18 protein-coding genes and 1 tRNA gene are annotated in these 13,450 nt (G+C 31.7%); all 19 read left to right on the top strand.

The window, feature by feature from the left end:
• Positions 1 to 24 precede the first annotated feature (24 nt).
• The 19 genes from LG45_RS13985 (at position 25) to LG45_RS13895 (ending at position 13,432) form a co-directional block, all read left to right on the top strand.
• Positions 25 to 98 (top strand) — tRNA-Arg (locus LG45_RS13985).
• A gap of 205 nt (positions 99 to 303) precedes the next feature.
• The gene (locus LG45_RS13980; protein WP_035128183.1) at positions 304 to 879 is read left to right on the top strand and encodes a Crp/Fnr family transcriptional regulator; all 576 of its coding nucleotides are present in this window, start codon (positions 304 to 306) and stop codon (positions 877 to 879) included.
• A gap of 87 nt (positions 880 to 966) precedes the next feature.
• The gene (locus LG45_RS13975; RefSeq protein WP_035128181.1) at positions 967 to 1,503 is read left to right on the top strand and encodes a YceI family protein; all 537 of its coding nucleotides are present in this window, start codon (positions 967 to 969) and stop codon (positions 1,501 to 1,503) included.
• A complete protein-coding gene (locus LG45_RS13970) occupies positions 1,484 to 1,726 on the top strand; it encodes a tautomerase family protein (RefSeq protein ID WP_240471884.1) in 243 nt (80 codons plus the stop codon). Before LG45_RS13975 ends, LG45_RS13970 begins: the two co-directional genes overlap by 20 nt.
• A gap of 6 nt (positions 1,727 to 1,732) precedes the next feature.
• The gene (locus LG45_RS13965) at positions 1,733 to 2,467 is read left to right on the top strand and encodes an SDR family NAD(P)-dependent oxidoreductase (protein WP_035128179.1); all 735 of its coding nucleotides are present in this window, start codon (positions 1,733 to 1,735) and stop codon (positions 2,465 to 2,467) included.
• An 87-nt stretch (positions 2,468 to 2,554) separates the two neighbouring features.
• Positions 2,555 to 3,046: a cupin domain-containing protein gene (locus LG45_RS13960; protein WP_131494668.1), complete on the top strand. Its 492-nt coding sequence runs from the start codon at positions 2,555 to 2,557 to the stop codon at positions 3,044 to 3,046.
• 86 nt (positions 3,047 to 3,132) lie between these two features.
• On the top strand, positions 3,133 to 3,612 hold the full coding sequence (locus tag LG45_RS13955; RefSeq protein ID WP_052087604.1) for a nuclear transport factor 2 family protein: 480 nt from the start codon (positions 3,133 to 3,135) through the stop codon (positions 3,610 to 3,612).
• Between the two features lie 11 nt (positions 3,613 to 3,623).
• Complete coding sequence (locus tag LG45_RS13950; protein WP_035128177.1) at positions 3,624 to 4,709, top strand: NAD(P)H-dependent flavin oxidoreductase; 1,086 nt, start codon at positions 3,624 to 3,626, stop codon at positions 4,707 to 4,709.
• A 359-nt stretch (positions 4,710 to 5,068) separates the two neighbouring features.
• Positions 5,069 to 5,488, top strand: coding sequence for an Ohr family peroxiredoxin (locus LG45_RS13945; RefSeq protein WP_035128175.1), 420 nt, complete (start codon positions 5,069 to 5,071; stop codon positions 5,486 to 5,488).
• A 134-nt stretch (positions 5,489 to 5,622) separates the two neighbouring features.
• Positions 5,623 to 6,918 (top strand): epoxide hydrolase family protein, encoded by a 1,296-nt coding sequence (locus tag LG45_RS13940; RefSeq protein ID WP_205620520.1) that lies wholly within the window; start codon positions 5,623 to 5,625, stop codon positions 6,916 to 6,918.
• 18 nt (positions 6,919 to 6,936) lie between these two features.
• Complete coding sequence (locus LG45_RS13935) at positions 6,937 to 7,344, top strand: cupin domain-containing protein (RefSeq protein WP_035128173.1); 408 nt, start codon at positions 6,937 to 6,939, stop codon at positions 7,342 to 7,344.
• 239 nt (positions 7,345 to 7,583) lie between these two features.
• Entirely contained in the window at positions 7,584 to 8,171 is a 588-nt protein-coding gene (locus LG45_RS13930) for a TetR/AcrR family transcriptional regulator (protein ID WP_035128171.1), read from the top strand.
• 74 nt (positions 8,172 to 8,245) lie between these two features.
• Entirely contained in the window at positions 8,246 to 9,061 is an 816-nt protein-coding gene (locus tag LG45_RS13925) for an SDR family NAD(P)-dependent oxidoreductase (protein WP_035128169.1), read from the top strand.
• 23 nt (positions 9,062 to 9,084) lie between these two features.
• A complete protein-coding gene (locus LG45_RS13920) occupies positions 9,085 to 9,831 on the top strand; it encodes a hypothetical protein (protein WP_240471883.1) in 747 nt (248 codons plus the stop codon).
• A 72-nt stretch (positions 9,832 to 9,903) separates the two neighbouring features.
• Positions 9,904 to 10,113, top strand: coding sequence for a DUF2798 domain-containing protein (locus LG45_RS13915; protein WP_035128168.1), 210 nt, complete (start codon positions 9,904 to 9,906; stop codon positions 10,111 to 10,113).
• Between the two features lie 444 nt (positions 10,114 to 10,557).
• Positions 10,558 to 11,583, top strand: coding sequence for an alpha/beta fold hydrolase (locus tag LG45_RS13910; protein WP_035128166.1), 1,026 nt, complete (start codon positions 10,558 to 10,560; stop codon positions 11,581 to 11,583).
• 136 nt (positions 11,584 to 11,719) lie between these two features.
• Positions 11,720 to 12,151: an organic hydroperoxide resistance protein gene (locus LG45_RS13905; RefSeq protein WP_035128463.1), complete on the top strand. Its 432-nt coding sequence runs from the start codon at positions 11,720 to 11,722 to the stop codon at positions 12,149 to 12,151.
• 14 nt (positions 12,152 to 12,165) lie between these two features.
• The gene (locus tag LG45_RS13900) at positions 12,166 to 12,672 is read left to right on the top strand and encodes a protein-disulfide reductase DsbD domain-containing protein (protein WP_165570811.1); all 507 of its coding nucleotides are present in this window, start codon (positions 12,166 to 12,168) and stop codon (positions 12,670 to 12,672) included.
• A gap of 4 nt (positions 12,673 to 12,676) precedes the next feature.
• On the top strand, positions 12,677 to 13,432 hold the full coding sequence (locus LG45_RS13895; protein ID WP_035128162.1) for a DUF1223 domain-containing protein: 756 nt from the start codon (positions 12,677 to 12,679) through the stop codon (positions 13,430 to 13,432).
• Positions 13,433 to 13,450 lie beyond the last annotated feature (18 nt).

Below are 13,450 nucleotides of genomic sequence, written 5' to 3'. Positions count from 1 at the left end.
ACTTATATTTGCACCCACAAAAAAGGCCTCGTGGCGCAACTGAATAGCGCATCTGATTACGGCTCAGAAGGTTACTGGTTTGAATCCAGTCGAGGTCACTAAATAAAATCGCAATTATCAATAAATCAGATAGTTGCGATTTTTTATTTATCTAATTTTCACCTTTTTAGTGTCCATTTCTAATATCTTTTATTAAATTTTGTAATTTTACTATACCAAGTCAATAGTCTATATCTTTCCATACCAATCAAGATTTTAGTATTTTGAAGATTATGTTGGCTACTAAACTTAACTTATTATATAATGGAAGCCAAAGAAATATTACGACAATATATCTCTAAAATCGTTTTATTATCAGATGAACAGTTTGAATATGTTTTTTCGCATTTCAAACCCTTAACTTTTAAAAAAGGACAAGTAATAATCTCAGAAGGAGATCAAGTTGATTGTGAGTATTTTGTTGTGTCAGGATGCTTGAAAACCTTTTTTATAAACGACGAAATTAAGATGTATATTCTTCAATTTTCGATGCCTACTTGGTGGACTTCAGATTATAATGCGCTTTATAATGATACTAAAGCAACCATAAATGTAGATTGTATTACAGATGCAGAAGTTCTTTGCATTTCTAATAAAGATCGAGAAAAAATATGTAGTGAAATACATCAAATTGAGCATTTTTTTAGATGGAGAACAAATAAAGGCTATGTTGCTTCTCAAAAAAGATTACTTTCCTTTATGAATAATGATGCTAAAAAACGGTATGAAGAATTATTAGCCTTATATCCTCAATTATATAATCTTGTTCCTAAACATTTAATCGCCGCATATCTAGGAGTTTCAAGAGAAACATTAAGCAGACTTTATTCTTCACATTAAGCTGTTTTTTAGAATGTGATGTAGGTCACGTAAGCAACTTTAATTTCTATCTTTCCTTTGTACCATAATTTTTAATAAAATAAAAAAATGGAAACAAAAAAATTTAAAATCGATAGTAAATTAAGTAACATCGATTGGATTGGAAGAAAAGTTACCGGAGCTCATAACGGAACTATTGATGTAAAAGAAGGTAATTTCCTTCTAAATGATGGACAAATAACAAGTGGTCAAGTTATCATTGATATGGCTTCACTTGTTATATTAGATGTAACCGATTCGGCTACAAACACTCAATTTGCAGGTCATCTTGCTTCAGATGATTTTTTCTCAATTGAAAAATACCCAACTGCTGCATTTGATTTCGTGTCTGTAGAATTACAATCAGGTAATCAATACCGTATTAATGGAAACTTAACCATTAAAGGTATTACCCATGCTGCTAGTTTTGATGCAACAATAACTACCAGTAACGATTCTTTAAATTTAGTAGGAAAACTAATTGTTGACCGTACTAAGTATGACATTAAATTTCGTTCAGGCAATTTCTTTAAAGATTTAGGAGATACGCTAATCTATAACGATTTTGAACTTAATGTAAATGTAATTGCAAACCTTAAAAACTAAAGTTATGCCATTTGTAAAAATAGAACTGACTCGTGAAGGCGTTACTCGCGAGCAAAAACAGCAATTAATCAGTGGAGTTACCAACCTGATTACAGAAGTATTAAATAAAGATCCGCAACTAACTCACATTGTTATACAAGAAATTAATCTAGACGATTGGGGTCACGGAGGAGAACAAGTTTCAGTATTAAGAGAAAAAGGCATTACAGCCAATAAAAAATAAGTAATTATGAAAAAACAAACAATAATCGTTACCGGTGCAGCATCGGGAATTGGAAAAGGAATAGCAAAATACTTTTTAGACAGAGGTGATAATGTAGTAATGAATTCATTTACTGCCGAATCACTAGAGAATACTTATAATGAGTTTGGTGCAGGTAGCAACTTGGCTATGGTAGTTGGAGATGTGAGTAAAAAAAGTACTGGTGAACAATTAGTTGCTACAGCAATTGAAAAATTTGGTTCGGTAGATGTGCTTGTAAACAATGCTGGTATATTTGATAGCAGACCATTTTTAGAGGTTGACGAGGCTTATCTTGATAAGTTTTTAACTACTAATTTAAAAGGTACTTATTTCACTACGCAAACAGTTATTCCGCAAATGCTAAATCAAAAAGGTGGTGTAGTTATAAATATTGGAACTCCATTAGTAAGTCATGGATTAGGCGGATGGCCAGCAAGTGCTGCAATATCAAGTAAAGGCGCAATTCATGCTTTAACTATTCAATTAGCTGCCGAATTTGGAAAACAAAACATTCGTGTAAATACTGTTGCACCTGGAGTAATTCGTACTCCAATGCATGGAGACAAAGCAGATTTAAGTGCTGGTTTGCATTTATTAAATAGAGTTGGTGAAATAGAAGATGTTGCCGAAATGGTTTATACTGTTGCAAAAAGTAATTTTATTACTGGGTCAATTATTAATGTTGATGGCGGTAAAGGATCTGGACATAATCTAAATTAATTAAACCATAATTCAATTAAAAGATTTGGTATGGTTTGAAAAAAAACTATACCAAATCTTTTTTTTAACAAACAAAATTCATTTATTATGAAATCAAAAATAGTATTTAATAACTTACTAATCGTATTCCTTATTTTTAGTTTCACTGATAGAAGTTCAGCACAAGGTCTAAGTCCAAAAACCTTTAATTCTATCAATTCTGAAAATATAGTATGGAATTCTTTTCCTGCTTTTCCTGAAAAAGTAAAACTGGCTATCTTGGTTGGAAACCCATCAAAAACAGAACCATTTATTGTTCGCGTAAAAGTTCCAAATGGTGAAAAAATAATGCCTCACTCCCATCCTGAAGATAGAATATATACTGTAATCTCAGGTGTGTTTTATATAGGAATCGGGACTGAATTTGATGAAACTAAATTGAAAGTGTATGCTCCAGGATCTGTAATAATTTTACCAGGAAACACACCACATTTCCACTTGGCTAAATCTGGTGAATATGTAACTCAAGTTTATGCTATTGGTCCGCTTGGTTTAGACTATCTCGACAAACAATTTGACCCAAGGTTTAAATCTAAATAAACCTTCCATTTCAAATGTGATTTAGGTCACATAGATTCTTAACTATTTCTTGTGAAATTTGTAGTGTGATTATAAAAGAAAATAAAATGAAACCACAAATTTTTAACGAGTTAGTACAAAAAATAATATTAGTAACCGTTTTCATGCTCTCTAATTTACAAGGTATGAAGGCACAAAATTTAGAAAAAATGGAAAATAAAAATGATATTTTAATGATTAGAACTGCCTTAGAAAATAATTATTTTAAAGGACTTTATGAGGGAAATATAGATTTATTAGCAACTATATTCCATCACGACACTTTGCTTTTTGGCGATATTAAAGGTGTTCCATATGCTAAAACACTTGATCAATATTTAGATGGTGTTAAAAATCGTCAAAATCCTAAGGATTCTGGTAGGCCATTTAAAGGAGAAATTTTATCTTTACATATAATAAACTCTATTGCTGTAGCTGAAGTTAAAGTTACCATGTATGACTTTATTTATCACGATATCTTATCATTTCATAAAATTAATGATAAATGGCTTATTGTAAATAAAATGTTAACTGACACTAACCAATAAATTATAAAGTTATGTGGTATCAAACAAAAGCAACAGAAGTATTAGGCATTGATTATCCCATTTTACAAGGACCATTTGGAGGTAATTTATCCACAGTTGAATTAGTTGCAACAGTTTCTAATGCTGGAGGTTTAGGAGGATATGGTGCTTATACAATGAGTCCACAAGAAATATTTGATGTCAATAAACAAATAATTGCAAAAACAGACAAACCATATAACATCAATCTTTGGGTATCTGATACCGATGCACCAATTGAAGGCGTAAGCGATGTAGCATTTGAAAAAACAAAAAAAATATTTCAGGTTTATTTTGATGAGTTAGGTTTACCATTTCCAGAAAAACCTGCTCCATTTCAAACCCGTTTTGAAAATCAAGTTGAAGTTATACTCGATATAAAACCTAAAGTATTCAGTTTCATGTTTGGTGTTCCTAACGAATATATTTTAGATGCCTGCCGAAAGCGAGGCATAATTACTATTGGCGCTGCAACAACACTTGATGAGGCAATTTTTCTAGAGCATTCTGGTGTTGATATGATTATTGCTTCGGGTTTTGAAGCTGGTGGACATCGACCTTCATTTTTGAAAAGTGCCGAATCATCTATTACAGGTTCATTTGTTTTGTTGCAATTGATTAAAGAAAAGGTGAAAATACCAATTATTGCTGCTGGCGGAATCGCCAATGGTAATGGAATTGCCGCTGCTTTAGCTTTAGGAGCAAGTGCAGCGCAAATAGGAACAGCATTCTTGGCTTGTGATGAATCAAATGCATTACCAATACATAGACAAATGCTTTTTTCTGATGCTTCTAAATACACCACTTTATCACGTGCCTATACTGGACGTTTGGGTAGAGGAATTACAAGTAGAATTGCTGAGGAAATTTCTGGAAATAAATATAACATCCTTCCTTTTCCTTTACAAACAACTTTAATGTCATCACTAAGAAAATCGGCTATTGAGCAAGAAAAATGGGATATGGTATTGTTCTGGGGTGGACAAATAGCACCTATTTTAAAACACCATAAAGCTAAAGAATTAATGTACTCTTTGATCGAAGAAACAAACTTCTATTACGATAATTTGAAAAAGTAAATACAATCAATAAAATCATAAAAAAGCCTGATTTATTAACAGGCTTTTTTTTATGAGCCTCTTTTATCAACTAACTTTTGTGAATGAAAAACAATAATTTAGGGCAATTCGCTATTAAAAATTATCCTCCAAAAATTGTTAAACACTTTCTTTAAAAAATCTTTACAATTCGTTTTCAAATTCGATTCTTCTTGTTCAAAAATAATTTTATCTACACAAAGAAAAATTTTAAAACCTAAAACATTTCAAGTTAGGAATTGTCTGTTTTACACTCAATTTCGTCTGTTTAACCTATATTCTCATTGTACCACTTGTCCACTACAAATACCTTTGTACCATAAATTTTAATAAAAATAAAAATGGAAACAAAAAATGAAAAAGTGCTTTATACAGCTATAACGCACACAACAGGTGGAAGAACAGGGAAATCTAAAAGCTCTGATGGAAATTTAGATATTATTCTTACTACTCCAGGAAGTAATAGAGAAGGAACTAATCCAGAACAATTATTTGCAGCAGGATGGTCAGCATGCTTTATTGGAGCAATGGGAAAAGCAGCAGAGAGTTTAAATGTAAAATTACCAGCAGATCATTACGTAAATACCGAAGTTGACTTAGTAGTAAGTGAGTCTGGTTATTCTTTAGAAGCTAGATTAAATATAAGCCTGCCAGGATTAGATTCTAACATTTCGAAAAGTATTATCGAAATTGCTCAACTAACTTGTCCTTATTCTAAAGCTACAAAAGGTAACGTAAAAACTGTTTACAATTTATTGTAAGAAATTAAAGACCACTACATGTGTGATCTCATAGCCACACATGTAGACTTCTTTTTAAGCTTTGAATAAACAAAAGAATTCAAAGTAAATAACATTAAAAAAGTAATTTAAACAAAAATTAAAAAATAACAAAAATGAAAAACTCATTAAAAGTAATGTCCATATTCTGGACTGGATTGTTAGCTTTACAGTTAACAGTGGCATCTGCACAAAGCAAAGCACAAAAAACAGAAATGAAAAATGATGAAACTATTCGATCCTATCGTGTGGCTATTTCAAATGAAGATTTGAAAGATTTCCGTGAACGCATTTTGAATACAAATTGGCCTAATAAAGAAACAGTTATCGATGCATCTCAAGGTGCACAACTTTCTAAATTGCAAGGATTGGTGAAGTATTGGGGTACTAATTATGACTGGAGAAAAGCCGAAGCTAAATTAAATAAGTATCCTCAATTTATAACTAAAATAGATGGCGTTGATATTCATTTTATTCACGTTAAGTCAAAAAACAAAAATGCAATGCCATTACTATTAAGTCATGGTTGGCCAGGTTCAGTATTTGAATTTACAAGAACTATAGATCCTTTAACTAATCCGACAGCCCATGGTGGAATGGCAGAAGATGCTTTTGATGTTATTATCCCTTCATTACCTGGTTTTGGATTTTCAGGGAAACCAACTGAAGAAGGTTGGAATAATGATAGAATTGCAAAAGCTTGGGTTGTCCTTATGAACCGTTTAGGATACAAAAAATATGTTGCTCAAGGTGGCGATTGGGGTGCGGGAATTGTTCATTCTATGGCACTAACTGCTCCACAAGGACTGTTAGGAATTCACAGTAATTTACCAGCAACTTTACCAAATGAAGCAGGAATGGCTTTAGGAACTGGAGTAATTCCAGAAACATTTACTGCCAAAGAACGTGCAGCATTTGAACAATTAAGAAAAGCAATTACAAGCGGCGGATTTATCTATAAATCAACAATGGAAGCACGTCCACAAGGAGTAAGTTACGGATTGACGGATTCACCAGCAGGTCTTGCTTCGTGGATTTTCTTACATCCAGGTTTTGAAAATTGGTCTTACGGAAATGATTCAACACAATTACCAACAAAAGACGATGTATTAGATGACATTTCGCTTTATTGGCTTACAGGTTCTGCTGCTTCTGCTTCTAGAATTTATTGGGAAAACCGAAACATAAATCTTATTAGTGCTGGTTCAATGAAATCAGATAAAATTACAATTCCTGTTGCAGTGACAACATTTCCTCAAGACGTATATGCTTCGCCAGAAAGTTGGGCACGACGTGCTTTTAAAAATCTAATCTATTTTAATGAAGTAGAAAAAGGTGGTCACTTTGCAGCCTGGGAACAACCTCAAATTTTTGTTAGTGAATTGAGAGCAGCCTTCAAAACGCTTCGTTAATTATAAAATTTAATAAAAATGGAAAATATTAAAAACATTTTATTGACGACATTAACAATCGTAATGTTCTCAATTATGGCTTCAAGTTCAGCCTTTGCGCAACAGTCGGGTATAAAACGAACCGAACTTCAACGTTATGACATTAGCGCTAAAGGTCGCGAAACTATTCAAGTTCGAATAGATTTTGAACCTGGCGCAGCATTTGGAGAACATTCTCATCCTGGAGAAGAACTTATTTATGTTCTAGAAGGTTCTTTAGAATACATAGTTGAAGGTAAACCACCAGTTACATTAAATGCTGGCGATGTACTTTTCATTCCTGCTGGTACGGTACATGCTGCTAGAAACAATGGTAAAAGTACTGGTGTAGAATTAGCAACCTACATAGTCGAAAAAGGTAAGCCTGTTTTAGTGATGAAACACTAGAAATTAAATAAAACTATCTACTGTTTTACAACTTAATAGTAGATGGTTTTTTTAAATAAATAGTATAAACTGTAAAAGTATACCTCATTTTTATAATAAAATACCTTTATAAATCATTTCAATTTTCTTTCTAAATCTCTTTAAAATCAATGTAATCAAACATTAATAGTAAAAATAATTTGATTATTATTTTTCAAATGACCGAAAGGTCATATATTTGCAAAATAAATATTTACATAATGTCTAAAGGAGAAGAAACAAAACGCTTTATAATTGAAAAAGCAGCACCGCTATTCAATACAAAAGGAATAGTTGGTACAGCCATGAGCGATATTATGGAAGCCACAAAACTTTCTAAAGGAAGTCTGTATGTTCACTTTGAAAACAAAGATATTTTAGCAGCAAGTGCTGTGGATTATAACATGGAGCTACTTACAAATATATTGAATAAAAGATTAAGTCAATATCAAACATCAAAGGAAAAACTTTTTGCTTACATAGATTTGTTTGTCGATCCTAATGAGTCCTTAGTTATTGGTGGATGCCCAATGCTAAACTTTGGTACAGAAGCAGATGATACAAACGAAATAATCAAGAATAAAGTAAATAAACTTATTACAAAAAGTCAAAAGTTTCTTTCAGATATAATAAAACAAGGAATAGAAAATAAAGAATTTAAATCTGATTGGGATAATGAAGAATTTGCAACGATAATGTTTGCTATGATGGAAGGTGGAATTCTGATTTCTAGAGTATCTGGATCTAAAGATAAGATGAGAATTATAAACGCAAATCTAAAAAAAATGATTACAGCACAAACACTGTAGTTTTTTTTTAATAAAAAAAATGACCGATTGGTCATTTAAAAATAAAAATCAGATATTAATTTAAAAAATAAAAAATGTCAAAAACAATTTTAATTACAGGAGCATCAAAAGGTTTTGGTAAAGTATGGACAGAAGCCTTTTTAAAACAAGGTTATCAAGTGGCTGCATCAGCAAGAAATATCGAACCACTTAACGATTTAGTATCAAAATATGGTGATTTGTTATTCACTTTTTCATTAGATGTAAATAACCGCGAAGCAGCATTTGAAGCGGTAAAAAAAGTACACAATCATTTTGGTAAAATAGATGTGTTAATCAATAACGCAGGATATTCTCTATTTGGTGCTGTTGAAGAAGCAAGTGAACAAGAAGCAAGAAACCAATTTGATACCAACTTTTTTGGTGCTTTATGGATGACTCAAGCGGTTTTACCAATAATGAGAAAGCAAAATAGCGGACATATCATTCAAACTTCTAGCATTTTAGGATTAATTACTTTGCCTTTCCAAAGTATTTACAACGCTTCGAAATTTGCAATTGAAGGTTTAAGCGAAACTTTAGCATCTGAAGTAAAAGCATTTGGAATTCACGTAACTTTATTAGAACCAAATGGTTACGAATCAGATATTTGGAAAGGTGATTTTAATTCCAATAGCATTTCTGTTTATGATGGATTTAAAAAATCGTACTCAGAAAGTGATTCAAAAGGATCTTTTGGAAACGTTGAAGCTACTGCAGAAGCACTATTAAAATTAGTCCACACAACTAATCCGCCACTACGAATGTTTTTAGGAAAAGTTGGATTACCAGCAGTAAAACATCATTACGAACAACGCATTTCTTTATGGGAAGAATGGGCTGATGTATCTGAAAAAGCACACGGAAATTAATTAAAAACTTAAATATTAAAAAAATGGAAACAATTAAACAACAAGAAGTGAGTAATTTATTAGACTTCACAATCAATGCTCATGGTGGCATGAAAAATTTTAGAAAATTCGAAACGATATCGGCAAGACTTATTTGCGATGGAATTTTATGGCCAATGGTAGGCCATCCTGGATCAGTAGATGATATTTATGTTACTTCAAATATAAATAAACAAGCAACTTCTCACCAACCTTTTATTAACAAAGACTGGCATACTCAATTTACTGCAAATCATGTAGCTATTGTAAATAGTAATGGCGAAACTGTTGAAGAACTATCAAATCCTCGTGCTTCATTCGCAGGTTATACAACAGAAACTCCTTGGTCTCAGCTTCAACTTGCCTATTTTGCAGGATATGCAATGTGGACTTATTTTAACGCACCTTTCAACTTTGCTAGCGAAGGTTACAGTGTTAGAGAATTAGAAACTTGGAAAGAAGACGGTGAAGTTTTTAGAAGACTTGAAGTAACTTTTCCAGATGATGTTGCAAGTCATTCGGCAGTTCAAACTTTTTACATTGACAAAAATGGTCTTATTAAAAGACATGATTACAGTGTTGATATTGCTGGCGGATCAACTGCTGCACATTATTTATCAGAGTACATTGAAGTAGAAGGAATTATGATTGCTACTAAAAGAAATGTTTACATAAGACAAGAGGATAATACTCCTTTATTTCCCGAGCCTTTACTAGTATCTATTGACCTTAGTGAGATAACATTAAAATAATAATCAACAAAATATAATTCAAAAAAAAGCACCATAAACAAAATATGGTGCTTAATATAAAATCAAATAATAATGAAAAAGAAAATCGCATTTGCACTCATTATGGGCCTAATCACTACCGGAATTATCTCTTTTAGTTTAATTACAATTAACATTGGTTTTAGCGATAATTTTTTGAATATATGGACTAAATCATGGGCACTAGCTTATATAATTGTAATACCAGCCATCTTAATTATTGGGCCAAGAATTCAGAAAATCATTGACAGAAAAATTAAATAATTAAGCCAAAATTTTAAACCTACAAATTTCAATAAAAATCCATTTATAATTTAATTTGAAGTAATATCTTTTTTAAAAGCTCATCTTGTAAGCTTCGAAAATCTTACCATTTTTAATCAAACCTTCTAACTATAATTTAAAATTTTCTGCTATTGAAGTTTTTACCAACCACAGAAAACGATACTCGCCAACCAAAAAATTCAAAGAAATTTAATTTGGATACTCTTTTTTAAATTAAAAATCTTTATGTTTTAAAATTTGATTCTTCTTTTTCAATACTAATTCTATTTTTTCAATTTTAATTTATCTAACTTAAAACATTCAAGTTGGAAATCGTCAGTTTGACCGCCATATTTGTCTGCTTAACCCATATTCTCATTGTACCGTTTGCACTCTCAAAATACCTTTGTGTCAGAAATTTATAATAATTAAAATTAAAAAATTATGTTCACAAAAAATAAAGTGCATTTTTCAAATATAGCCTCATTATTCTTCGGTATAATATTGATAATTAGTATGAAAATAAATGCTCAGTCAAAATCATCTATCTCTAAAGAAGTCGTTACATCAACATTCGGAAATATCAAACAAGTTAAAGCTGGTGATCTAGATATTGGCTATGTTGAAGCAGGACCAAAAGCAGGTACACCAGTACTATTGATTCATGGTTGGCCATACGACATTCATAGTTTTGAAAAAGTTACTCCCATTTTAGTTGCCCAAGGTTATCACGTTTATATTCCATATTTGAGAGGATTTGGAACAACGCATTTTCTATCGAAAGATACTCCAAGAAACGGACAACAATCAGCCATTGCATCAGATATGATTGCATTTATGGATGCTTTAAAAATTGATAAAGCAATAGTTGGTGGTTTCGATTGGGGTGCACGAACAGCCATAATTATGGGAGCACTTTGGCCAGAACGTTGTAAAGCAATTGTATCCGTTAGTGGTTACATTGTAGTAAATCTTACAGGGAATCAACAACCTTTAAGTCCAATTGCAGAACATGCTTGGTGGTATCAATATTATTTTTCTACAGATCGTGGTCAAATGGGTTACGAAAAAAATCGTTACGAATTCAACAAGCTAATTTGGAAACTAGCATCACCAAAATGGATTTTTGACAACGAAGCTTTTGAAAAAACAGCGACATCATTCGATAATCCAGATCATGTAGCGATTGTTATTCACAATTACCGATGGAGATTAAAACTAGCTGAAGGTGAAAAAAAGTATGACGAACTAGAGAAACGTCTTGATGCTCGTCCAAACATTACTATTCCAGCTGTAACGATTGGAAGCGATTTTGATGGAGCAAACGCCAACGGAAAAGCATATGCTACAAAATTTACAGGAAAATATGCACATCATGTTCTTAACGGAATTGGGCATGATGTTCCGCAAGAAGATCCAAAAGCATTTGCTGCTGCAATAATTGAAGCAGATGGTTTAGCCAAAAAATAAAATTTTTAAAACTTTGAAAAAATCAAGGTTTACAAATGTCGGTTTTAAGTTCAATTTTGTCCACTTAAGCAATTTATCAATTGTACTTCAACGTTTTCAACTATAATTTTGACCTATAATTAAAAAAATGAAAATCATGGAAAATTCAAATATCCCACAATCAGAAAAAGCAATTTACACTGCAAAAACACACACAATTGGTGGACGTGATGGCGCTTCAAAAAGTTCAGATAGTAAACTAAATGTTAAACTTAGTAATCCAGGATCACACGGAACAGGTACAAATCCTGAGCAAATGTTTGCTGGTGGTTGGTCTGCTTGTTTTATTGGTGCGATGGGAATTGCAGCAAGTAAAATGAGTATAAAACTTCCAATTGACACTTCTGTTGATGCCGAAGTAGATTTATGTCGTGATGGAGATGCTTATTTTTTACAAGCAAGACTAAATGTTAGCCTTCCTGGAATAGATAAAGATACAGCTCGATTAATTACAGATGCTGCACACCAAACTTGTCCTTATTCTAAAGCTACAAGAGGTAATATTGCTGTAGAAATTAACTTATTATAATTCTAATGAAGGTAATGAAAATTATTAAAGCACTATTGATGCTCACTTTCTTTTCTTTCTTTTCTGTGAAAGCCCAAATTTCAAATCCAGTTAAGTGGAAAGCAAAGATTCAAAAAAAATCAAGTTCAGAATATATACTGACTTTCGCTGGCAAACTAGAAAAAGATTGGCACCTTTATTCACTAGCAACACCAGAAGGCGGTCCATTACCTTTAGAATTCACATTTTTAAATAGTAAAGGTAAATATGAAACAGTTGGAAAAGCAAAAGAAAGTGCTACAACTACAACATTCAACACATTGTTTGAAGTAAACGAAACTTATTTTACAAACAATTTCACCATAACTCAAGTTATTAAAGTCAATAATAAATTGAACACCTCAATTGCTGTCGAATTATCTTATCAAATCTGTAAAGAAGTTTGTATTCCTCAGAAAAGCTATTTTGAATTTGATATCCCAAATTTAAAGGCAAAAGAAATAATTAAAAGTAAATTAAAAAACAAAACTATTAAATCTTAAACTAATGAAATCAATAAAATCTAATGCTATAATTGCCATGATACATCTATTTTTTAGTGTTGCAGTATTTGGACAAAAATCGACAAAAACTGAAACCAACAAAGGTTTTGCAGTTTTAGAACTTTTTACTTCAGAGGGTTGCAACAGTTGTCCTCCAGCCGATGAACTTATGGGTAAAATTCAAATGGAATATAAAGATCAAGAAGTTTATGTTATTGCATACCATGTAGATTATTGGGATCATCAAGGTTGGAAAGATATATTTAGTAAAGCCGAATATACTAAAAGGCAATATGATTATGCCAATTGGTTTAGCCTGCCAAATGTTTACACACCACAAGTAATTATAAATGGAAAACAAGAGTTTGTAGCATCTAATGAAACTGTTGTTAGAAATGCTATTAAGAAAATACTACTTAAACCATCGGTAGCGAATTTAGATTTGAATGCAACGGTGAGTAGTAAAAAACTAACGGTGAATTATACGGTAAATAGTAATCAGAAAAACAGTAATTTAATTTTGACTGTAATTCAAAAAAATGCAAAAAATGCTGTGAAACGAGGAGAAAACGCTAATAAAATTTTATCTCATTTTCAAATTGTTCGTCATCTTCATACTATCAAATTAGTAAAAAATGCTACAGACAAAACTACGATTTCACTTCCAGATAATTTCAATACCAAAGATTTTGAGGTAATAGGTTTTGTGCAAAATACAAACACTGGAGCCATCGAAGCTGTCTCTAAAATAATTTTTTAATCATTAAAATAAAATTGT

The sequence above is a fragment of the Flavobacterium aquatile LMG 4008 = ATCC 11947 genome (assembly GCF_000757385.1).
GTDB classification, from domain to species: domain Bacteria; phylum Bacteroidota; class Bacteroidia; order Flavobacteriales; family Flavobacteriaceae; genus Flavobacterium; species Flavobacterium aquatile.
The sequence above is the reverse complement of the archived record's forward strand: the minus strand, read 5'-3'. Positions and strand labels throughout refer to the sequence as shown.